This window comes from Paenibacillus sp. FW104-T2 (genome assembly GCF_058789975.1).
On the sequence record NZ_JBYTCE010000017.1, the window covers coordinates 66,485 to 87,247 of the forward strand.

The 20,763-nt window shown below is 46.8% G+C and carries 19 protein-coding genes; 6 read left to right on the forward strand and 13 right to left on the reverse strand.

Features of this window, described 5'->3' with window-relative positions; all coding sequences use genetic code 11:
• Positions 1 to 233 precede the first annotated feature (233 nt).
• The 5 genes from AC3WQ3_RS20285 to AC3WQ3_RS20305 form a co-directional block, all read right to left on the reverse strand.
• Entirely contained in the window at positions 234 to 2,069 is a 1,836-nt protein-coding gene (locus tag AC3WQ3_RS20285; RefSeq protein WP_492473303.1) for a UbiD family decarboxylase, read from the reverse strand.
• A 303-nt stretch (positions 2,070 to 2,372) separates the two neighbouring features.
• Entirely contained in the window at positions 2,373 to 3,665 is a 1,293-nt protein-coding gene (locus AC3WQ3_RS20290; protein ID WP_492473304.1) for an amidohydrolase, read from the reverse strand.
• A 77-nt stretch (positions 3,666 to 3,742) separates the two neighbouring features.
• Entirely contained in the window at positions 3,743 to 4,036 is a 294-nt protein-coding gene (locus AC3WQ3_RS20295; RefSeq protein ID WP_127536068.1) for a hypothetical protein, read from the reverse strand.
• 207 nt (positions 4,037 to 4,243) lie between these two features.
• On the reverse strand, positions 4,244 to 5,341 hold the full coding sequence (locus tag AC3WQ3_RS20300) for a saccharopine dehydrogenase family protein (protein ID WP_492473305.1): 1,098 nt from the start codon (positions 5,339 to 5,341) through the stop codon (positions 4,244 to 4,246).
• Positions 5,325 to 6,035 carry a class I SAM-dependent methyltransferase gene (locus AC3WQ3_RS20305; protein WP_492473306.1) on the reverse strand — a complete coding sequence of 237 codons (711 nt, stop codon included), beginning with the start codon at positions 6,033 to 6,035 and terminating at the stop codon, positions 5,325 to 5,327. Before AC3WQ3_RS20305 ends, AC3WQ3_RS20300 begins: the two co-directional genes overlap by 17 nt.
• Positions 6,036 to 6,163: 128 nt before the next feature.
• Here AC3WQ3_RS20305 and AC3WQ3_RS20310 point away from each other — a divergent pair, with 128 nt between their 5' ends.
• Positions 6,164 to 7,270, forward strand: a complete 1,107-nt coding sequence (locus AC3WQ3_RS20310) for a helix-turn-helix transcriptional regulator (protein WP_492473307.1) — start codon at positions 6,164 to 6,166, stop codon at positions 7,268 to 7,270.
• Positions 7,271 to 7,392: 122 nt separating this feature from the next.
• Here the strand turns inward: AC3WQ3_RS20310 and yidC are convergent, their stop codons facing one another.
• Both yidC and AC3WQ3_RS20320 read right to left on the reverse strand, forming a co-directional pair.
• Positions 7,393 to 8,262: a membrane protein insertase YidC gene (gene yidC / locus AC3WQ3_RS20315; RefSeq protein WP_492473308.1), complete on the reverse strand. Its 870-nt coding sequence runs from the start codon at positions 8,260 to 8,262 to the stop codon at positions 7,393 to 7,395.
• A 379-nt stretch (positions 8,263 to 8,641) separates the two neighbouring features.
• Positions 8,642 to 10,267, reverse strand: a complete 1,626-nt coding sequence (locus AC3WQ3_RS20320) for a DUF4153 domain-containing protein (RefSeq protein ID WP_492473309.1) — start codon at positions 10,265 to 10,267, stop codon at positions 8,642 to 8,644.
• Positions 10,268 to 10,403: 136 nt separating this feature from the next.
• Here AC3WQ3_RS20320 and AC3WQ3_RS20325 point away from each other — a divergent pair, with 136 nt between their 5' ends.
• Positions 10,404 to 12,137 carry an ABC transporter substrate-binding protein gene (locus AC3WQ3_RS20325; RefSeq protein ID WP_492473310.1) on the forward strand — a complete coding sequence of 578 codons (1,734 nt, stop codon included), beginning with the start codon at positions 10,404 to 10,406 and terminating at the stop codon, positions 12,135 to 12,137.
• An 87-nt stretch (positions 12,138 to 12,224) separates the two neighbouring features.
• Positions 12,225 to 12,812: an AAA family ATPase gene (locus tag AC3WQ3_RS20330; protein ID WP_154893441.1), complete on the forward strand. Its 588-nt coding sequence runs from the start codon at positions 12,225 to 12,227 to the stop codon at positions 12,810 to 12,812.
• A gap of 365 nt (positions 12,813 to 13,177) precedes the next feature.
• Here the strand turns inward: AC3WQ3_RS20330 and AC3WQ3_RS20335 are convergent, their stop codons facing one another.
• Positions 13,178 to 14,017, reverse strand: a complete 840-nt coding sequence (locus AC3WQ3_RS20335) for a YitT family protein (protein WP_095287770.1) — start codon at positions 14,015 to 14,017, stop codon at positions 13,178 to 13,180.
• Positions 14,018 to 14,391: 374 nt separating this feature from the next.
• Here AC3WQ3_RS20335 and desA point away from each other — a divergent pair, with 374 nt between their 5' ends.
• From desA to AC3WQ3_RS20350, 3 genes are all read left to right on the forward strand, one after another.
• Positions 14,392 to 15,450, forward strand: a complete 1,059-nt coding sequence (gene desA, locus AC3WQ3_RS20340) for a Delta(5) desaturase DesA (protein WP_127536077.1) — start codon at positions 14,392 to 14,394, stop codon at positions 15,448 to 15,450.
• Positions 15,451 to 15,546: 96 nt separating this feature from the next.
• Positions 15,547 to 16,689 (forward strand): sensor histidine kinase, encoded by a 1,143-nt coding sequence (locus tag AC3WQ3_RS20345; protein WP_492473343.1) that lies wholly within the window; start codon positions 15,547 to 15,549, stop codon positions 16,687 to 16,689.
• 2 nt (positions 16,690 to 16,691) lie between these two features.
• The gene (locus tag AC3WQ3_RS20350; RefSeq protein WP_127536079.1) at positions 16,692 to 17,291 is read left to right on the forward strand and encodes a response regulator transcription factor; all 600 of its coding nucleotides are present in this window, start codon (positions 16,692 to 16,694) and stop codon (positions 17,289 to 17,291) included.
• Positions 17,292 to 17,376: 85 nt separating this feature from the next.
• Here the strand turns inward: AC3WQ3_RS20350 and AC3WQ3_RS20355 are convergent, their stop codons facing one another.
• From AC3WQ3_RS20355 to AC3WQ3_RS20375, 5 genes are all read right to left on the reverse strand, one after another.
• Positions 17,377 to 18,285, reverse strand: a complete 909-nt coding sequence (locus tag AC3WQ3_RS20355; RefSeq protein WP_492473311.1) for a hypothetical protein — start codon at positions 18,283 to 18,285, stop codon at positions 17,377 to 17,379.
• A 73-nt stretch (positions 18,286 to 18,358) separates the two neighbouring features.
• Entirely contained in the window at positions 18,359 to 19,099 is a 741-nt protein-coding gene (locus tag AC3WQ3_RS20360) for a polysaccharide deacetylase family protein (RefSeq protein ID WP_336779782.1), read from the reverse strand.
• A gap of 395 nt (positions 19,100 to 19,494) precedes the next feature.
• Positions 19,495 to 19,998, reverse strand: a complete 504-nt coding sequence (locus AC3WQ3_RS20365) for a ferritin-like domain-containing protein (protein WP_154893447.1) — start codon at positions 19,996 to 19,998, stop codon at positions 19,495 to 19,497.
• A 191-nt stretch (positions 19,999 to 20,189) separates the two neighbouring features.
• Positions 20,190 to 20,309 (reverse strand): hypothetical protein, encoded by a 120-nt coding sequence (locus AC3WQ3_RS20370; RefSeq protein ID WP_017688846.1) that lies wholly within the window; start codon positions 20,307 to 20,309, stop codon positions 20,190 to 20,192.
• A 93-nt stretch (positions 20,310 to 20,402) separates the two neighbouring features.
• Positions 20,403 to 20,660 carry a YolD-like family protein gene (locus AC3WQ3_RS20375; protein WP_095287528.1) on the reverse strand — a complete coding sequence of 86 codons (258 nt, stop codon included), beginning with the start codon at positions 20,658 to 20,660 and terminating at the stop codon, positions 20,403 to 20,405.
• Positions 20,661 to 20,763: the final 103 nt, after the last annotated feature.

A 20,763-nucleotide genomic window follows, 5' to 3' on the forward strand; every position in this document is an offset into this window, starting at 1 on the left:
GGATTGGGTCCCAAAAATACCTATACTTCTTTATATCGATCATTTTCTTGATTTTCTGCATAGTTCAAACGACCTTAATCGCAAAAGGAAATACGAACGTGTAAGACTTTCTTCTCATTCATATTTCTTAAATAATCCCGGTTTTGCCGAATACGGAACATGGAATGTTACGTTTCTTTGGATTGGAGAAATATAAAGAGCCCAAACTTCAGTTTGGGCCCTTTCCTATAGAGCTAAATTTTGACCGATGCCAGACTGGCTCCACTGACGAATAAACGTTCGATGCTTTTCTCAACCGCAGGATCAGGTATAAGCGGTGGTGCCTGATGCGGCTTCACCCGGGCATCAATAATCATCTGATCGCAGCCCCAGTGCTTATGCGAATAGCTGCTGTTTACCCCATACATGTCGTGAGAAGGATTGCTGCGCGTAAATGTAGCCCATAAGAAGTTGCTGAGGCTCGCACTCAGGAAAGAGCTGTCATCGCACAGAATGATCAATGGACAGGAATCAAGTCCCCCTTGCTCCTTCAGCATATCCGTAAATTGCTGCATTTCCCGCGCCGTCTCTTCATAACTCGTAAAAGCAGACGTCTGAATCGATACGATCCCCGGCATAATCAGCTGCGCATTCGTATAACCACGAATATTCTTCAAGGTATCCGGCACTTCTGTGCACAGCTCCCGAAGCTTCTCACCGTAGGCTGCAAAAACAACCTTACTACCGGTATTTAACCCGGTTCCTGAGTAATCCAGGGTATCGATGGTGGTATTGGTATGGAAATGGATATCCCGCTGCAAATTCATGCGCTCCAGAATATAGGTCAGGAATTCCACTTCACGGTGGGTATCCAGCGGCTGCTGATCCTCAGCTGTAATAAACAGATACTTGGCCAGACTCAGCTGCCCCGTACCCAGAATACGGTTCGCAATGGTCAACAATTCCGTTGGCTGCTTCACCGTCTGATATGGCGTGTAACGCTCACTTCCGATTGCAAACAACAGAGGGTGCACCCCAGCAGCGTCTACGGCATGTACTTCTTTGACACCCGGAATCTCCTGTTTGATCGCATCGCCCGTAATTTCATGGATTAGATCACCGAATGCTGTATCCTCCTGCGGAGGACGACCAACTACCGTAAATGGCCAGATTGCATTAGGCTTCGCATACACTTTGTGCACTTTCATCAGCGGGAACTCATGCGTTAAACTGTAATAGCCCAGATGATCACCAAACGGTCCTTCCGGTTTTGTTTCACCTGGATAAATATCTCCGGTAATGACAAAATCAGCATCATTGCTAATACAGTATCCATCCTTGTAGCTATAACGGAAACGACGCCCAGCGAGCAGACCGGCGAAGGTCAGTTCACTCAGACCTTCAGGCAAAGGCATCACCGCAGACAGGGTATGAGCTGGAGGACCACCGATAAAGATACTGACTTTAAGCGGCTCTCCCTTTTTGACAGCCTTCGCCTGATGTATACCGATCCCGCGATGAATCTGATAGTGCAGCCCGATTTCCTTGTTCATCGCATAATCATTGCCGCTCAGCTGGACACGGTACATACCCAAATTGGAGTTCATGATCCCCGGTTTTTCCGGGTCCTCCGAATATACCTGCGGCAACGTTACAAAGGCACCCCCATCCATGGGCCAATGCTTAATCAGCGGCAGATCGGAGATTTGAATTTCCTGAGCCGACACGGGCAGACTGATCGACTTCTGTTTGGGCAGCGCCTGCCACGCAGCAAGACCTGTGCTGATGTGCTGCAAAGGCGTCTTGAGCGCCTTCATCGGATCGTCCCGTACTGCCATGACCCGTTGTACGCCTTCGAGCGTGTTACGGAACATGAATTTGCAGCGTTCGAGTGTGCCAAACAGATTGGATACCGCCTGGAACTTCGAGCCTTTTACATTTTCAAACAACAGCGCTGGGCCTTTCGCCTCGTGCACTTTCATATGTATTGCGGCCATTTCCAGATTCGGGTCTACTTCTTCCTTAATCCGGATCAGATGTCCATGCTGCTCCAGATCGTTGATGCAATCTTCCATATTGCGATATTTCATGGGATGGCTCCATTCTTTTAATATAATATATATTTATGTTCATATATTCACATGGACGCGCAAACAAGAATTTGAACCAACCGCCTGAATCCACGTCCTAATCTACTTCATTCTATAAGACTCACTCTTCACGTCTCTTCTATTTTATCAAATGATCTGCTAGTAAACAAAAAATATATATGATCCTCACTGACTAAGGTTAAAGATGAGAATCCAGAAATTACACTTCCGTGTATAGCAAGAAGGCCAGCTAAGAACCTCGGTTCCAGGCTGGCCTCCTTATCCCTCATACGTAAGAGAATATTAAATTCCCTCAACAATCCGCTTCGCCCTAACTTTCACCTCACGATAAAGTTCATCCTCATCGATCGTTAAGAGCTTCCTTCCTCTCATCAGAACCTGTCCGTTTACAATCGTCGTGTCTACGTCTGCACCATTTACGCTGTATGCAAGTAGAGACTCCAGCTCGTGTACAGGCTGAAGATGTGGCTTCTTCAGATTGATCAGAATCAGATCTGCCTTGCGCCCTGCCTCCAGCGTACCTACATCCTCCTGAAGCTTAAGCAGACCTGCGCTGCCCCGAGTAGCCATCTGCAGCACTTGCCTTGCCGGCAAGCGAGTCGGATCTCCGTAATCGAGTTTTTGCAGCCATGTTGCGGCTTTGATCTCTTCAAACATGTCGACAGTTGTCGCACTACCGGCCCCATCTGTTCCGAGTCCGACTTGGATCTCCTGTGCAATCATGTCCGTGATGGGAGCAATACCGCAACCCAGCTTCAGATTGCTGACCGGATTGTGGGCTATGCCTCCACGCATGCCTTTTAGCCTGTCGATATCTCTTCGATTGAGGTGCACTCCATGGGCAAGCAGCACATGTGCATTCTCGAACATGCCAGCTTCCTCAAGGTACTGCGTTGGGGTCATACCGTAACGCTCACGAATCTTCGCGACTTCTTCCTTCGTTTCGGCCAGATGGATATGAAGAGGGATATCTTCCTTTTCAGCCAGGGCAATGACTTCCTTTAACGGTTCCATGGGACAGGTGTATGGCGAGTGCGGCCCGTACATCGTTGTAATTCTTCCATCCGCCTTGCCTGACCAGCGGTGAACGAGATCAATGGCTTCCTGCATCCTACGGCCGCCGTCATTCTCCATGAATACCATTCCGCGCGTGAGAGATGCACGCATGCCCGTTTTGGTTACAGCTTCAGCGATCTCATTCATGTGGATATACATATCTGCATAGGCGGTGGTACCTGATCGAATCATCTCGGCCATGGACAACTGAGCTCCCCAATAGATGTCTTCCGGCGTCATTTGTGCTTCAGCAGGCAGCATTTTGCGTTCCAGCCAGTCCATTAACCTCAGATCATCCGAGAACCCCCGAAGCAGACTCATCGGGGAATGCTGATGTGCATTAATCAGACCCGGCATGGCAAGCATGTTTTTTCCGTTCATGATGTCATCACCCGGATTGGCGGCAAGGTGATGCGAGATTTCGGCAATCCGGTCTCCTTCAATACGAATATCCCCCAGGAAGGGGGCCTCTCCGTCTTTCATGGATAGAATCATCGCTTGCTGAATCAATATGCCCATTCGTTTCACAGCTCCTCTGGATTCAAGTAAATAGCTCAGATCCAAAGGATAAGCCTTCACGTAACGGAAAGGTCAAGTCATGAATATTTCTGCATCGTGATCTTTCGATAACTTTGGATGAAAGGTTTGGGGTCCATTTTCACCATATAGGGATACACCCCGGTGCTTGTATGGAGGTAGAAAAATCCCCCCTCATTGCCCATTCTTCGAAAGGACATGTCAAATACATCCTTGATATGAAACTCGCGATATTTCGTTACAATTCTGTCCGAGTACAGGATCATGGATCGTTCGTTCGACTTGATCTCTTGCGCGAGACCGGTCACTTCCCTCTGGACTTTATAGTATGGCAGCACTGCAATACAAGTCATGATCCCCCTCCGCTCTTGTCATAATTCTGGTTCCATCATAGCAGATTGGAGAGGTCAGCCAAAATAATTAACTTAAATGATGACCAAGATGAGACTTCTGTAGTTTGCATCATTCGATTCCACTTCCAACGTGGATACATAATATAGGGGATTAGAGCATTGTCTATATTGAAGATTAGATGTCGCTTATGCGTTTAGGCCAAATGCTCACTTGATAACGGTCACGACGTTCAGCGGTGATGGAAGCGTATGCTGAACATCTTGCAGAGTGAGACATTGTTCAATATGGAAGACGCCGTGGGGCAGTTCAGTCCGGTACATTCGTTCCGCAACCGCTGCAGCCACCGCTGCCGTCGAATCAGCTTCGCGCTCACCCACTAGCAGCTGCTCTACTCGAACCGGTTTGCCTTGCTTCCATCCGGCTGCATCCACCTTGACTGCAAACATCTCCTCTCCGCCGGGAATGAGACCAAATGCCTTGACGGTGCCGCTTCGGATGGAAGGGAAACCCAGTAAGCTGAACACCCCTGCTCTCTTTGAAATCGCCATGGATCTTGTAATCCAGCGGGAATCCAGGCATAGGCGAGTAGACACGGTTGGAATATGGAGCGTACGGGCAACCGCGTGTTGATCCGAGAAGTTAAACCGATATGCCTTTCTGCGTCCCAGCGCTGGTCCAAAATCAATCCATTTACCATCCTGGAAACTCCGGACCTCGGTTGGCTTACCACCCTTCATCACAGTATAAGTTGCGTTCATCTGATCAACCGTCCACTCCACCGCTGCCTTTCCGTGCTTCTCTCCCAGTCCCAGCATGACGGTAATATCTGCTTCATCCACCTGATTCAATTGAGCAGCTGCTTCACGTACAAGCAGATTCGTCACGCCAGGTGACAGGCCCACACTAAGCATGGCTGTAGCCTTATTACGCTGCATTTTCTTATGTAATGTTTCCACTTGAGCAAGAAAATCCACCTTCGCCGATATATCCATATAATCCGTTCCCGATTGTGCGCATGCCTCCACAAACCGCGTATCCGATTGGTCCACACACATGATAACCAGCTTGACTGATTCCAGCATGGCCGGATCGATAGCTTGCCTCACATCCAGCTGCAGCGGCTTCACAGTCCCCCCTGTAGAGCGACTGAATTCCTCGGCTCGATTCATACGAGTTCCTGCCGCCCACACCTTACCCGGGAACAATTTCCCGAGCTGAGTGCATATCATTCGTCCTACTTGGCCATAACCGCCTACGACCCAAATCTGCTCTTTATTTGTCTTAACACTAGATTCGAATTGCATAATAACCCTCCACCCAAAATGCTCCGAAATAGCGTGTAATATGAGTAAAACCACATTCAGAGAGCAGCGCGACGGTCTGCTCGGACGAGATCGGATCAGACTCCCTTCCCAGGGATGCCGCAAACCGATCCCATTCTTCCCGTGTTATTCCCGCACTTAACATGTGGTCCCTCCATGCATTCATCATGACCTTATAGGCAGGTGAATACAGGTCAGCGTTAACAGCGGCAAGAACCAGTGGTGCTCGGGATCTAAGCCTCGCAGCGAGGCTGGTCATAAATTTCCTCTTCGCCTCCATACCCTGAAGGAAATGCAGCATCAGCATACTTGTCGCCCCGTCGTATAACTCATCCAGTGGCAGGTCTTCCACCATCATGCCTTCCAGCTTCACTCTTGGTCCTGCTCCTGCTTCAGCAATCCTTCGCTTCGCTAACTGAAGCATGGGTTCGGAAGGATCCACACCGGTGAATGTCCACCCTGGGTGCCTATCTGCCAGCAAAACAATCTCTTTTCCTCCTCCGGCACCGGCAATAAGTATCTTAGATTCGTTGTTATCCGTTAATGATGCAGCCAGCAGCCTCTCCATCAGATCATGCATATGAGAATATCCCGGGATCTTCAGGGAAATGGATTGTTCATAACGATTTTCATCTGCTGTCTTCCAGCTCATCAGGGATGAGTGATCAGCGTTCATGGTGCCACACTCCTTCTGTGTTGATGTTAGACTTGACTCCTGATTCATCTAATTTCATTATAAAAGAGTACGATGAGCCTACAATCCCAGAACAATGGGATACCCCCGCGGGAGAGGAGACACCTGATATGAAGTCAGCATTAGAGCAAGGCAGAACATCCATAACGTCTCTCGAAAAAGGATCCTGGACCTCCCGTACCTATAGGGAAGCCGTACTAAAAGCAATCCACGCCGTTGTTCCATATGATGCATACTGTTTTACGACAGTGGACCCACAGACCCTGTTATCAACCGGTGCTGTGACAGAAGACGGCATTGAAGCGATACATGATCGGCTGTTCATTAACGAATATACGGAAGACGATGTACATAAATATGCAGACTTGATTCGCAGCAACAAGCCTATCGCCCTTCTACAGGCATCCATCCATGCTATGCCCGAACGAAGTTTGCGATATCGTTCGATCTTGCAGCCTGCTGGTTTCAGGGATGAGCTTCGAGCAGTCCTGATCTGTGACGAGACGTGTTGGGGTTACCTCACCCTCTATCGAAAGGCAGATCAGCCTTTCTTCTCGGAAGAGGAAGGGCAATGGATTGAAGAATGGACCACTTCCATAGCCAGGATGTTGAAAAGGACCAGTCTGTCACTTATGGATGAGATCAGACAAGGAAGTCCAGCCGATCCGGGGCTTATAATGATAACCGATACCTTTCAGTTATTGTCATCCAATGACTCAGCACAATATTGGCTAACCCAATTGCAGCGGCTTGAGTCAGTAGGCCCGGACATTCTGCCTCGTCCGGTACGCGCAGTTAGTTCTCATTTGTTGAGCCAGACGCTGTCATCGGCTGTATCTTCGGAGCTGTCCGCAAAGTCACCTTCCAAAGTCTGCATACAGCTACTGGATGGTCGATATCTTGTGCTACACGCAAGTCGCATGCAGCAGATGACTGGTCCGGATCAGATCGCCGTCAGACTTGAACAGGCTATGCCGCAGGATTTGCTACCCCTGCTTGCGGAGAGTCACGGTTTATCTGTGCGTGAACGGGAATTGCTGGGCTATGTGCTCCGGAGCTACTCTTCCAAAGAAATCGCTGCAGCGATGAATATATCCGCGTATACAGTCCAGGATCATTTAAAATCCATTTTCGCCAAGACAAGCGTATACTCACGCCGGGAGCTCATTTGGTATTTTGTATCCCGTTTCCAACTTAAAGATGATCGTGCCGTTTAAGAAGGCCGGAGAACAAAAAAGAAGCGTAATCCATCTAAGGATTACGCTTCTTTTGTTCTATTCGCTTGAGTACACCTAACCAGCTTGCGCTTCTCATAGCGTTTTTTGTTGATAAGTCACAACTATGATTTTGCGGGTTTGGTTCCTTTGGCTGGTTTGATCTTCTTCTCCTGCAGGATTACTGTTTCCTGAGAATGTTCCACCGGATACAGTCTACGGAACAATAACGTCTGAAGGACAAGGAATGAACCGCCAACCGTCCAATAGAGCGGCATGGCTGCAGGTGCTGTCAGAGAGAAAAAGGCCATCATCAGCGGTGAAATGTACCCCATGATTGCAAACTGTTTTCGCTGCTCAGGTGCCATATTGGCCTGTGAAACTTTTGCCTGAATCAAGTAGATAACCGCAACCACAACAGCAAGCACATAATCGGGTGCCCCGAGTTTGAACCACAAAAAAGAATGTGAAGACAGCTCTGGCGTTAGCCGAATCGCTGTGTATATTCCCGAAAGGATTGGCAGCTGAATCAGCAGCGGCAAGCAGCCGATATTCAGTGGATTAAAATTATGCTTTTTGTACAGCTCCATCGTCTCTTGGGAAAGCTTCTGACGATCTGCTGCGTCATTCTTGCCCTCGTATTTTTTCTTAAGTGCATCCATCTCGGGCTTCATGGCATTCATGATCACTCGGGTTCCCTGCTGGGATTTGGCCTGCCGCATCATCAAAGGCAGCAGCGCAAGCCGAATGACCAAAGTAATCACGATAATGGAGACGCCGTAACTGCCACCAAAGATGGTTGCAATGTGCTGAATCAGATACGACAGTGGAAATACAATATAGTGATTGAAAAATCCAGGTGTTGAAGCGTTAATCTCCGAAACATTGTTGCTGCATCCGGCCAAAAGCATGACTGCAAATAAAATCGCTATCAGCCCATAGATCCGTCCCTTGCCAGATGTAAAAGTGAATCCCTTGCTTGTCTTATGTTCCATATATATCCTCCTCGTTGGTTGGGTTTCAATGTGTCCAACGAGGATGTACAATCTGGCTCATCTTCATCCGGTGCTTCTCTACGTCTGATCATCCTGGTTAAATCTTCAGGTCTATGCTTTCCATCGAGCGTCAGTGTAGGGAGTCCGGGTTCAACGCCGTCTCCGCCTCCGCCTTCCATCCAGTACTCTGTCAATCCACAGTGCAGATGGGCAATGTAGGCATAGCTCACGGTGAAAATAAGCCCTATTGAGAATAAATAAGGTAATAACTCCTGAAGTTCAAACAAGGGATTCACCCCCTTTATAGGTTCATTTTTATATTATAACACTTACATATCCGTTTTGCATAAATTCACAGCTCAAATTTCATAACGAATCGCTATTCTGTTCTCAATTTGGACAATTCCTTCGCAGCCCTATGTCTTGCCACGTTATAAGAAGGCCAGGAACTGCTGTTTTCTCTCTCATTCATGTAAGCTTCACGCTCCAATAGATGATCCTTCAGTGCCGGAAATTCCTCTTGCGCAAACTTTCTTAACTGCGGAATTGCATCCGCTGACAAATTCGCCAGATAAGCTGCATCAATGTTACCGGTCTTATGGTAACGTTCCACGTTCAGCTCGGCGATCCGGTTATCCATACCCACATAATTGACGGCTGCATAAGCTGTAAGTGACAGTACAATGTACCAGCGAAGCAGTGGAATGGAGGTATATCGGATGCGTAAACCGGCGATGAGAAGCAGCAATGCCAGAAAAATCATAAAGGCATGTACCAAGAATCGAATATACGTGTACCCGTATGCCTGTTCGTACAGATGGAGACGCATAAACGCAGAATACAGCATGATGGCTGTGCAGCCCACAAGAATAAGCAGAAGCACCTGATGAATAATCGAAGCTGTTCTCCCACTCGGTCTTGTACATTGGAGTGCAACAATCAAAATGAGAAAGTTAATACTGGTGACCAGCACAAGTTCGGCAAAGCCACTGCGGGCATATTCTGCGTAAGACAGGTCAGAGGGAAGATGCCCACTCCCTGCACCAAACAGGTAGGAAAACTGTACAAGTACAAACAGTACATACACACAGTTCATAACGAACAGCATGGTGCCCACGATGATGGGATCCAGCTTCAACGTCTCCCTGCCGGTAGGGATGGAATGAGTATGGGTTTTGGGTTCAACCGTCTTGCTCGATTCGGTTTCCGTATTCTTCTGGTCTGCATGGTCATGATCGGAGACATGTACTGCCGCAGGCGATAACAAGTTTGCATTTTTCCAATGGGCTTTCTCCCTCTTCTCAGCTTCGTACTCCATAGGTTGAACGAATCCCCATACATAACTAAACAGCAAAATACCTCCTATGAAAATCCAGAGGATTCTCGGAAATCCAGGTGTTAGGGTCAGATGGTTCAACCATTCCGGAAAACCGGACAAATATTGATTGAATACGCCATCTGCGGAAGTCAGCAATGCAACCACCACAATCAGGATCGGGAAGGATGCGGCCAGTCCAATGAGAACTTTGACCAGAACTGCTTTCTGGGACTTCTCCATTCCACGTCCTCCTGCTTTTACCACAATGCCTGCGATGGTCCCCCAGTGGCGAATTGATTGTGGCAGCAAATGATCCAGAGAGGTACCGATGATTCGGAGATCCCACCACTGCTTCCGCTTACGTCCAGCCAAATAAGTCATATGTAAAATAATCAAACCGGGGACGAACAGAAAATTGAGAACACGCAGCAGTTCATTGTCAAAAAGTAAAAAGGTTAGCGCGAGCATGAGTACGACTGCAGCCATCCATGCGTCAATCAGGGTTAATGTACGGATTCGATCCCTCGCAAACACATACATAAATGCATAAAAGAGAAGCACAAAGAGCAGATACGATACGCCTGGCTCTCTTCCATAAAACAAATACTGATGAATAACCGCCAGGAGCAAGGCAGACAACAGCGTAATCAAAGCACGATTCGGTGAAGCCAGTATTTTCTCAATCATGGGAAAAACCTCCATTATCTTTCTAGACTTTATTCTAGATGATAAAATAAGAAGATAAAGAGAAATTATAGGAGATAAAGTTTCTTATTTTAGTTCGGTTGCACCACCAGCTCTTTTTCCGAGGAGGCTTGAAATCGTGAAACTGCATCAACAGTATTTGCTGCTTCATACCCGCTTTGGTGATATGACCGAGCATGAAGCAACTCTATCCGAGCTCGCAGAACTGCTCGATTGCACACATCGAAATACGCTTACCATTGTCAAAAAAATGGCGGCCTGCGATTGGATTCGCTGGATCTCTCAGCGTGGCCGAGGCCGCAGGTCAACACTCACGCTGCTCGTACCAGCCGAACAGATCGCAGCAGAATATATGATGCAAGCCCTCAATCGCCGTGAATTGCATCAGGCCGCTGAACAGGTGCGCGCCTTCTCCACCTCGACCATGATGCGAGAGCATTTAAACCACTGGCTGCTCGGTTACTCGGGCCATCATACAGAAGCAGGGGAGCATAACGAGCGAATTGATACGTTGAGACTGCCACTGCAGCAGCAGCTTCATGCCCTTGATCCGCTGTATATTAATCTACTTGCCGAGTCCTTTGTCACCAGTCATGTGTTTGATGGGCTGGTTCAGCGTAATGAGCAAGGAGATATCATTCCATGTCTTGCCCACACCTGGGATGTTAGCCCAGATCGGAAAACCTGGCTTTTTCATTTGCGCAAAGGTGTCCTGTTTCACAATGGAGGACGATTGACTGCAGAAGATGTGGTGCATACGTTTGCCAGGCTGCAGTCTACCGAGCGACGTACATTGTATCGGGATGTGAGCAGACAGATTCTATCTGTGGAAGCCCTGAATTCGCTCACCGTAGTTTTCCGTCTTAAAGCACCGCATGAATTATTTCTGTCCTTTCTAGCCACAAGCCGTGCAGCCATAGTCCCTTCGGACAGCATCACGAAGCCTGGCGATGACAAGTCAGTTGAATCCACGTCCTTGCAAAAGCCTGTAGGAACAGGCCCCTTCAAGGTGACGTTATGGGATGAACACCTGTGCAGACTGGAAGCATTCCCGGCCTATTTTCAAGGAAGAGCCCATCTGGACCGGGTGGATATTCTGCAGATTCCTTGGAGTGCCGAGACCGAATGGGGAGAACATGCCGAAGCGGAAACACCTTTCTTCCACCTTGTTCCGAATCCGGCTGCCGCTAAGGGTGCTGACTGGACACAAATTAGTGCGGGTGTCATGGTGAATAAGCTGCTCACTTGTAACACGCAAAAAACCGGACCGCTAAGCGATCCGGCTATACGAACTCATCTATACGAATGCATTACTGGCGTGATCCAATCCTCTGATAATCCCTTGGTCAAGGATCAGTCGATTCCCTTACAGCTGGCTACCATTCCACAATATCGAAAGGATGCTGCTCTCATCGCAGCCAAACTGGAACAATGCGGATATGCTTGCAAGATTCATACGGCAACGATGGAACAATTCAAAGGTCAACTGCGGCTGGAGTCCGATCTCATATTATTCTCCCTGATCCGGGACCAGGATGAAGAATTGCGGAGGACAGACCTCTATCTTACCCTGTCGGAGCATCTGGATGAATCCACACAATTGCGTGTGCAGATGATGCTGAAAACCGTTATCGAGTCACCATTAATGACAGATCGAATTGCAGGCCTTGAGCGGATTGAACAGTTTTTGCTGGATCATCATTTGATGTTTCATTTATCTGAGAAACCTGTGGAAACCGCCTATCTGCCTTCCGTGCGCGGGCTTTCGTTTAATAGTCAGGGCTGGGTCAACTTGCGCCATATTTGGTTTCCGCAGCCTGACACCTCTATTAACGATACGGGGTTAATCTAATTATTTGATTACGATTTCGTGATTCTGTCTATCCATCGTTTCGATCTTCTTTGTGATAAAATAGCTCTATTAAGGAGGGTGACTCTCATGAGTAAACTGATTTTCTTTCTCGGCGGTGCCGGCAGCGGCAAAACGACCCTGGCCAAAGCCCTTTCCCGCAAATATAAGGCCGCCTTCTTCGATATGGATATCCTGCTCCGCCCCGCTGCCGAGGCAATCATGACGCTTCAGGGACTGGATCCATCTGACCGGGATTCACCTGAATACAAACGCCTATGTCGAGATCTGGGATATCGCATAACGATGGATGCGGCACTGGATAACGTTCAATTAGGAATTGATACCGTGGTCGTCGGACCGTTTACCAAAGAAACCGAAACAACGGGTTGGATTGAGCAAGAGCTCAGCCGAATCGGTCGTTCATTGGAAGATACGGATGTTCGCGTAGCCTACATTTATCTGGCGAACGAACAGTTGTATCACAAGCGGATTGTGGCAAGACAATCTCCACTTGATGAATATAAACTGGCTAACTGGGATACCTTCACCGCTTCCCTTGCCCGTAAACAAGTAGCTTGGCCGCTGCCTGCTTCTTCCGTCGTTTATATTGATAATTCAGAGGAAGATGTGAATGTGGCTCTATCCGAAGTTGAGAGACACATGTACGGTAATTAGAGCCATACATTTCTCGTAAACTTTTTATACTCTTTTAGACGTTTATATGTTTCCGAAATGATGACCCTTACATAGAATGAACTATCACTAGTCAGGAGGGGTCGCAATGAACAGAAAGAAGCATAGATGTCATCCACCCGTAACGAAATGCTATTACAAAAAGATTACCAAAACTTGTGTAACTAAAATCAAATATGTTCCCACCAAGGTTAAAAAGCACTGTCATGTCACTGTTAAATATGGTGTAATCAGAAAAGGAACTCATCATTAATGAAAGCCTTAAGCCCTTCTCGATGGAGAAGGGCTTTTTGGATACCAAAAAAAACCGCGGTCATCATTCACCACGGTTTTCTTCCATATATACATTATGTTTTGGACAGTTCGATAAACCCTTCACCGAATACGTCACGAACATCGTGAATCGTAATAAACGCGATCTCATCCTCAGCCCGTACAATCTTCTTCAACATGGGAACTTCCTGTTTGCTAATGACAATATAGAGAATTTCTTTCGGTGTTTTCGTATAGTAACCATGGCCCGATAGAACCGTTACACCGCGATCCATTTTCTCGATGACCTGCTTCGCAATCGCATCCTGCTTCGTCGAGATGATGGTAACCGCCTTTTTCGGATTCAGCCCTTCTATGATAAATTCCATCGTTTTGGTTCCAACAAACAGCATGACAATCGTACACATAAGTCCCTGTGCCCCGATAATGAAGAAAGAGGAGAACGCCACGATCAGATCAAAAAATAGAAGTCCATAGCTGATGTTCCAATCCAGATACTTATTGGCGAGTCTCGCCAAGATGACGGTTCCCGCGGTTGTACCGCCAACTCTTACAATTAAACCAATCCCGAGACCGGCAAATAATCCCCCAAAAATCGTATTGATCCACAGCTCATGCGAATCAATCGTCCAGCTCTCCGTCAGATGCAGGAACAAGGAATTGAATACCACCGCAATAATGGTATATACCGTCGTGGTCTTGTCCAGAAACCGGTAACCCACAATTAACAAAATCCCATTCAAAATCAAGTTCATTAAACCGGGCGACCATTCGAACAGATAATACAAAATAATGGTGATCCCCGTAACGCCACCCTCAGCAAGATCATTTGGAATGACGAACAAATTCACCGCGAGGGCAAATAAAAAAGCCCCCGCCATAATAAATAAAATATCCGTTAATCGTTTCTTCATCATGTATTCCTTCCAATCCTTCAGAAATCAACCTATCCATCAGGCTCATAAGTTGTCATGTGCACTCACAATGATAGATTCTACCATGTCACCAGCAAAATTTGTATACATAATACAAATTGTTGCACGAAATGTGCAAAGGAATCAGAAAATCACCTTCTGATCTGCTCAATCCTGAGTGCGAATTGGACACCAACCATGACAAACGTCATGTGCCATCCTTGATATTCATCATTACAGATGGCTGACGTTTATGACTTACCGTATGACATCGATTCTTTTACAATGGTAAAAACGCTTCCCTCCAAGACACATCAGGGAAACGCGGGTTATAGCCGTGCTTGGTTATAACGACTGAAGGAGGACTACCATTCATGAGCAGAGCAAAAGAAATGGCACTGAAAAAAGAAGTTACCCCTTACGAGAAAAATGATCTACGATTAAGTATCCGACAAATCATAAATACGATCCTTCCACTCTTCTTGTTGTGGGCCGCCGCTTATTACAGCTTATCCGTTTCGTATTGGCTAACCTTCCCGATTGCCTTGGTGGCATCCGGATTTGTACTTCGGACCTTCATTATTTTTCATGACTGCTGTCACGGTTCCTTTTTCAAAAACAAACGCGCCAATGACATTCTGGGTACCATTACGGGCGTCTTGACCCTTACTCCGTACCAACAATGGAAAGCGGAGCATTCCATCCACCATGCCACCAGCAGCAATCTCGACAAACGTGGAGTAGGCGATATCTGGGTCATGACGGTTGAAGAATACAAGGCTGCATCTCCTTGGGGACGGCTGTGGTATCGTATCTATCGTAATCCGTTTGTCATGTTTGGACTCGGTCCAATCTATGTATTCCTGATTGCTTATCGTTTTAATCGCAAGGCTGCCCGTCGCAAAGAACGCATCAACACACATCTGACTACGGTATTGATCGTCGCACTTTATGCATTCATGTCCTGGTTGGTCGGATGGCAGGCCTTTGTTATGGTGCAGGCACCCGTCTTCTTCTTCTCCGGCTTCTTCGGAATCTGGCTGTTCTATGTTCAGCATCAGTTTGAAGACACCTACTTCGAGCATGAGGATGAATGGAGTTACGTTAAGGCTGCTGTAGAAGGCAGTTCGTATTACAAGCTGCCGAAGCTGCTGCAATGGATCAGCGGTAATATTGGATTTCACCATGTTCATCACCTGAGTCCGCGTGTACCGAACTATTACCTTGAAGAGGCACATAATGCGACACCACCGCTGCAAAAGGCAACGACAATTACCCTTCGTTCCAGTTTGGCAGCCCTTCGCTTCCGCCTGTGGGATGAGGAGTCCAAACGATTTATCAGCTTCAGGGAAATCAAATCGATATACCGCAAGCCTTATGCCAAGCCACCTATACGCGTAACCAATCAAGCGGGTCTGACAGAGAAGCCTTAAACTCTGTCGGATTCGTTTTCTTGTATTCAGGCTGAAGTCGTGCTACAGTCAGGCTAAAGTTGGAGTACAAGAATCACGCTCAAGGAGGAGAATTCCATTCAAAAGTGGTCACAGCTCTTTTATAAAAATACAGGTTTAAATCCGTACGTATGGCTTGTCTTTTTCATCCTTCCTTTCTATTATATTTCGCAGTATTCAAAACTGTGGACCTTGGTGACAGGAATCGTGATCATTCTTCTCTTTTTCGTTTGTTATTTGCTTGCGTTCATCACCAAGGGCTGGCAGGTATATATGTGGATCGGTCTGTTGATTGCCATTTCCATAACGATGACGATCGCGTATGATTATGCATATTTCTCCCTGTTTCTAGCTTTTTTCATTGGGAATATTAAAAACAAAGCCGGCTTCATTACTCTTTATACGGTCAATTTGGCTGCCAGCTTTCTGACCATAAATTACGGATTTATCATTCAGAGCTCCAGGCTGCTTAGTCAATTTCCATTTGTATTCATCAGTCTGATGGCATCCATTCTTCTCCCGGTAAGCACGTATAACAAAAACAAACGGGAGCAATTGGAGGGTCAGCTGGAAAATGCTAACAAACGACTGGATGATTTGGTCAAAATGGAAGAACGCCAGCGGATCGCCAGGGATCTGCACGATACACTTGGACAAAAACTCTCCTTGATTGGACTCAAGACCGATCTGGCGAAACGCCTGCTTCGTGTCAATCCCGAGCAGGCTGAGGCGGAGCTAAACGACTTGCGTCAAACGGCAAGCACAGCACTCAAGGAAGTTAGGGAAATGGTTACTACGATGCGCGGAACACAGCTGGTTGATGAATTGTACCGTGCCGAGCAGATCCTGAAGGCTGCTGCGATCGAGTTCAAGCTGGATGGCAACCCTAAGCTGCAGGACACCTCTCAGCTTAATGAAAATGTGATGGGGATGTGTCTGAAAGAGGCCGTTACGAATGTGGTCAAGCATAGCCAGGCAACAATATGTACCATCAGGCTGAAAGAGACACCTTCCGATAACATATTGACTGTGCATGACAACGGTATTGGAATGGAACACAGTAATAACAAAGAACGCCGCGGTACAGGAATTCTTGGCATGAAGGAACGACTGGAATTTGTTAATGGTTGTCTGGATATTCGCTCGGGACCAAACATAGACGGGACGCAGCTTATTATTCAGGTACCAAAGCTCGTGCGCAAACCAATCAAGGAGGAATAAACATGATCAGAATCGTCATCGCCGAAGACCAACGCATGATGCTGGGTGCCCTCTCCTCCCTGCTTAATCTGGAAGAAGACATGGAAGTGGTTGGCCGGGCAAGCAACGGGCAGGAGGCGCTTGAACTCGTCCAGCAGCATACACCGGATATATGCCTAATGGACATTGAAATGCCTATCAAAAGTGGGCTGGAAGCTGCAGAGGAACTGAAAGGAACGAACTGCAAAGTCATTATCTTAACGACCTTTGCTCGAACAGGGTATTTCGAACGTGCACTAAAAGGCGGAGTTAGAGGTTACCTGTTAAAGGACAGTCCGATCGAGGAATTGGCTGAAGCCATACGCCAGGTTATGAACGGACGCCGGATCTTCGCCCCTGATCTGGTGGACGAGGCCTATGTAGAGGAAAATCCGCTTACGGAGCGAGAGAATGCCGTTCTCGGCCTCATGGCTGATGGCAAGAACACGAAGGAAATTGCCAAACACCTCTTTATTACAACCGGTACGGTCCGCAACTATATATCCATCATTTTGAACAAATTAAATGCAAGCAATCGGATTGAAGCCATCACCCGTTCCAAGGAAAAGGGCTGGTTCAAATGAAAGTACCGCTTCAACCCATTACGACACAAATAATAGCTTGGTCAGGAGCTTCCACTCCCAGCCAAGCTATTTTATTTACGTATATTTATTTGACCGATGCAACCATACCTAATGCGTTATTCGGCACCTGGTTCGTTTGCAGCTGATGGATTTGCTTGCCTTCCTGCCATGAGATCGTAACATTCACCGTTTTCCCGCCACTCGGATACTCCACGTTTACGAAGCCTTTATCCTTCGGAGCAGGCAGTGTATGTGATTCCAAGTACTCGACCATTTTCTTGGCAATTCCCGGATTGTTCATCTTATCTTCGGAAACCGATCGAATTTGCAGTGTCCATCTGCCTTCCTTCCAGGTTAGATACTGACTCCCTGCGGCACCTTCGGCCATGCCTTTGATTCCATGTCCAAGATCAACAGACATTTCATCGGGAATGTTGTCCAGATCCGTATCCGGGAAAATCCCTGAACTATCCGGGTCCTTATAAGTCTTCACTTCATAGGATGCGAGCACATTAGGTGCGTTAGTGGAAGACGTCAAAGAAGCATCATTGACCGGAATGGACTGATCTACGGAATAGAAATTCACTTTGAAAGCATCTGACGAATTGACAGGAATGGCTGCTGCCAGATGTTTACCTTTATCCAGGGCGAATGAAGTCGGCAGCACGGCATTCTTCATCTTCAACTGGCTGCGAATTTCCTGAATGACATCATTCATGCTGGATTGCCCTTGTGTTCCGGTTGTTTCACCTGCGGATGTGCTGGTATCCTCTGAGCTATCTTCATTATTGGCCGAGCCTGCTGCCGTATTGCTTCCTTCTGAAGTGTTCGCAAGATCCGCCCCACCGCTCCCGGATTGAGTTTGCTCTCCTGAAGTCGAAGTAGGCGTATTGCTTGCCTGTGACGTATTGTCATCCTGCCCTCCACAACCTGCAAGCGCAAGTAACACAGCAGTGGTAACAGGAATGATGACCCAACGTTTTTGCTTTTTCATGATGCTAGCCTCCTCGATGTCTTTATTTCCAGTGAATTATGTTTCATTATTACTTCCATAGAGTTTAACTAGATTAACGTTTATCGTTCCAGAAATTAACCGGCTGTACTTTTTTGGTCAATACTTTGAATTGGTATCCTTCTGCTTTCAATGTTTTCAACAATTGCGGAAGTACTTTTAATGTCGCTTCCTGATCATGCATGAGTACAACCGGTGTTGTACCGCTCTTTTGAACCGTGTGGATCTGCTTCATTACACTGTTGTAGACCTTTTGGTGATCTTTCTTGTATTTCCAATCTTCGGAGTCCACATTCCAATCCCAGAGGTGGAATCCACCCTGAGCAAGCAATACTTTACGGTAAGATGATTTGAGATATGGCTTACTGCCATAAGGTGTACGAACAAGACTTGTTTTCACTCCAGCAACTTTGTTTAGCGTCATATTCGCCTGCTGCATTTCCTTCAAGCCGCTATATGCCGATTGATAAAACTTGCTAGGAACGTGTGTGACACCATGAAGTCCCAAGCCATGCCCATCCGCAACAATCCGTTTCGTTGCTTTTTGAAATTGCTTCATTTCCGGTCCGAGCATAAAGAATGTCGCTTTGGCATGATACTGATCCAAGATATCCAGCAGTTGTCCTGTATGGGCTGTAGGCCCATCATCAAACGTAAGATATATGATCTTCGCATTCGCTTTTGCTCCAGCAGAGCTTGAAGCACTTGGCTTCGCGGATGCTGACTGAGGCAGCAGGAGTGGAATCATAAGTAAGATGGCGAGTGCAGCAATAAATGACTTGCGAATATGTAACATAAATATAAATCTCCCTTGTGTCTCGTATTTCCCCGGGTGTCTTCGAATCTCTCATTGCATCCCTTGGCGATAATCTAAATACTAACAAAAAGGACATGCCTCATTCTCGCTTCAAATGCTACGTTCGAGTTACACTTTTGTCAGATTAGCCAATGAAATAAAACGAAATTGATAGATTTCCAGTGAAAATCATGCCCGTGAGGATAGATCTTTTTTGACATATGTTTCATTAACCTATTTTGAATGATCTGATAGATTCAAGTTAAAAGTTGTTCCTTTTAGATCCATTAGAACTAAAAAACACAGTAAAAAAAGCCTGCACAAAGGCAGACTTTTCATATGTAGAACGGTATACTCCATGAACATGGAATACGTGTGACTAATTTGCACTCCTATCACTCTGCAGGAGCGGTGAATGAACGTTTACCGAACTCAGCGTCAAGCATGTAGAAGGCATTGCTGTCTTTTTCAATACGGCGCAGCTTCTGAATGATGCTGTCAAACAACGCTTCTTCTTCTACCTGCTCATCAATGAACCATTTCAGGAAATACATCGTGGCGTGCTCGCGCTCATTCAGGGCAATGTCGGCCAGGTTGTAGAATTTCTTCGTGTTTTGCTGTTCATGTGCATATCCGTGCTCGAACACATCCAGCATGGAAGTATACTCATTTTTCGGTTCCGGCAAAGCCTCCAGCGTCGCGCGTTGTCCGCGATCATTCAGGAACTTGTATATTTTCATGCCATGGAATCGTTCTTCTTCAGCCTGTACAATGAAGAAATTCGCGAAGCCGTCCAGACTTTCACTGGAACAGTATGCTGCCATCGCGAGGTATACATGGGCAGAATAAAATTCAAAGTTCATCTGTTGGTTCAATGCTTGTGTTAGCTCTTTACTCATGTTTGACACACCTCATGCTTTCTCTAGGAATGGTCCTATTCTATCATAATGAACGTTCGACTGACATGGATTATCTACCTAATCGGCCAATGAACGAATTTATGTTCTTCATATGAGATATGCAGCGAATCAGAATAAAAGAAAGCTCTGCCGGAATGGCAGAGCTCTCTTCATTCATTTGGAGAAATGAATTATACCAAGAACGCTTTGGAGATGATAACCAACAGGATGAACAGAACCAGAATGGCACCTACAGAAGTGAAACCTCCGTATCCGTAGCCTCTTGTTTCTCCACCTAATACTTCGCTCATTGACCGTACCTCCTCTGCAACAGGTATGGGATATCTTATGCAGGAAGAGCGGGTTTGACCGGGCGAATGCCCTATTATTTAAAATTGCACTTCTTAATAACGGGGAGATTCCACCCGCATGATATCGAGAAAAGGTACTTTTGCCATGAACTCCTCTTCAGTGTGTTCAACATGTACCAGCCGAGTACGGGAATCCAGCTTAACAATAACCCCTTGCACCTGCTCTTCTTTCCCCCATACCGTCAACAGCACTTCCGAACGCTCATGATACGCTTCAACCAATTGATTCCCCAGCTCTTCCAGCTCAAATTCATCCCGTGTAGGTCTTTTTGCAACTTTTGCTTTTGCCAATGTGGAGGCCTCCTCTACAGCTAATCCGACGTCCCGATTCCACGGGTTGTTTGCCGAGGGCATATTCAATTAGTATACCATTCATTTGCGTTCGTGTAATGTC

Coding starts and splice junctions, on each gene's coding strand:
- yidC (WP_492473308.1), bottom strand. CDS start 8,262: ATGGAACATAAGACAAGCAAGGGATTCACTTTTACATCTGGCAAGGGA.
- AC3WQ3_RS20295 (WP_127536068.1), bottom strand. CDS start 4,036: ATGACTTGTATTGCAGTGCTGCCATACTATAAAGTCCAGAGGGAAGTG.
- AC3WQ3_RS20305 (WP_492473306.1), bottom strand. CDS start 6,035: ATGAACGCTGATCACTCATCCCTGATGAGCTGGAAGACAGCAGATGAA.
- AC3WQ3_RS20360 (WP_336779782.1), bottom strand. CDS start 19,099: ATGTTACATATTCGCAAGTCATTTATTGCTGCACTCGCCATCTTACTT.
- AC3WQ3_RS20320 (WP_492473309.1), bottom strand. CDS start 10,267: ATGATTGAGAAAATACTGGCTTCACCGAATCGTGCTTTGATTACGCTG.
- AC3WQ3_RS20285 (WP_492473303.1), bottom strand. CDS start 2,069: ATGAAATATCGCAATATGGAAGATTGCATCAACGATCTGGAGCAGCAT.
- AC3WQ3_RS20330 (WP_154893441.1), top strand. CDS start 12,225: ATGAGTAAACTGATTTTCTTTCTCGGCGGTGCCGGCAGCGGCAAAACG.
- AC3WQ3_RS20290 (WP_492473304.1), bottom strand. CDS start 3,665: ATGGGCATATTGATTCAGCAAGCGATGATTCTATCCATGAAAGACGGA.
- AC3WQ3_RS20355 (WP_492473311.1), bottom strand. CDS start 18,285: ATGAAAAAGCAAAAACGTTGGGTCATCATTCCTGTTACCACTGCTGTG.
- AC3WQ3_RS20335 (WP_095287770.1), bottom strand. CDS start 14,017: ATGAAGAAACGATTAACGGATATTTTATTTATTATGGCGGGGGCTTTT.
- AC3WQ3_RS20300 (WP_492473305.1), bottom strand. CDS start 5,341: ATGCAATTCGAATCTAGTGTTAAGACAAATAAAGAGCAGATTTGGGTC.
- AC3WQ3_RS20370 (WP_017688846.1), bottom strand. CDS start 20,309: ATGAGCGAAGTATTAGGTGGAGAAACAAGAGGCTACGGATACGGAGGT.
- AC3WQ3_RS20350 (WP_127536079.1), top strand. CDS start 16,692: ATGATCAGAATCGTCATCGCCGAAGACCAACGCATGATGCTGGGTGCC.
- AC3WQ3_RS20365 (WP_154893447.1), bottom strand. CDS start 19,998: ATGAGTAAAGAGCTAACACAAGCATTGAACCAACAGATGAACTTTGAA.
- AC3WQ3_RS20310 (WP_492473307.1), top strand. CDS start 6,164: ATGAAGTCAGCATTAGAGCAAGGCAGAACATCCATAACGTCTCTCGAA.
- desA (WP_127536077.1), top strand. CDS start 14,392: ATGAGCAGAGCAAAAGAAATGGCACTGAAAAAAGAAGTTACCCCTTAC.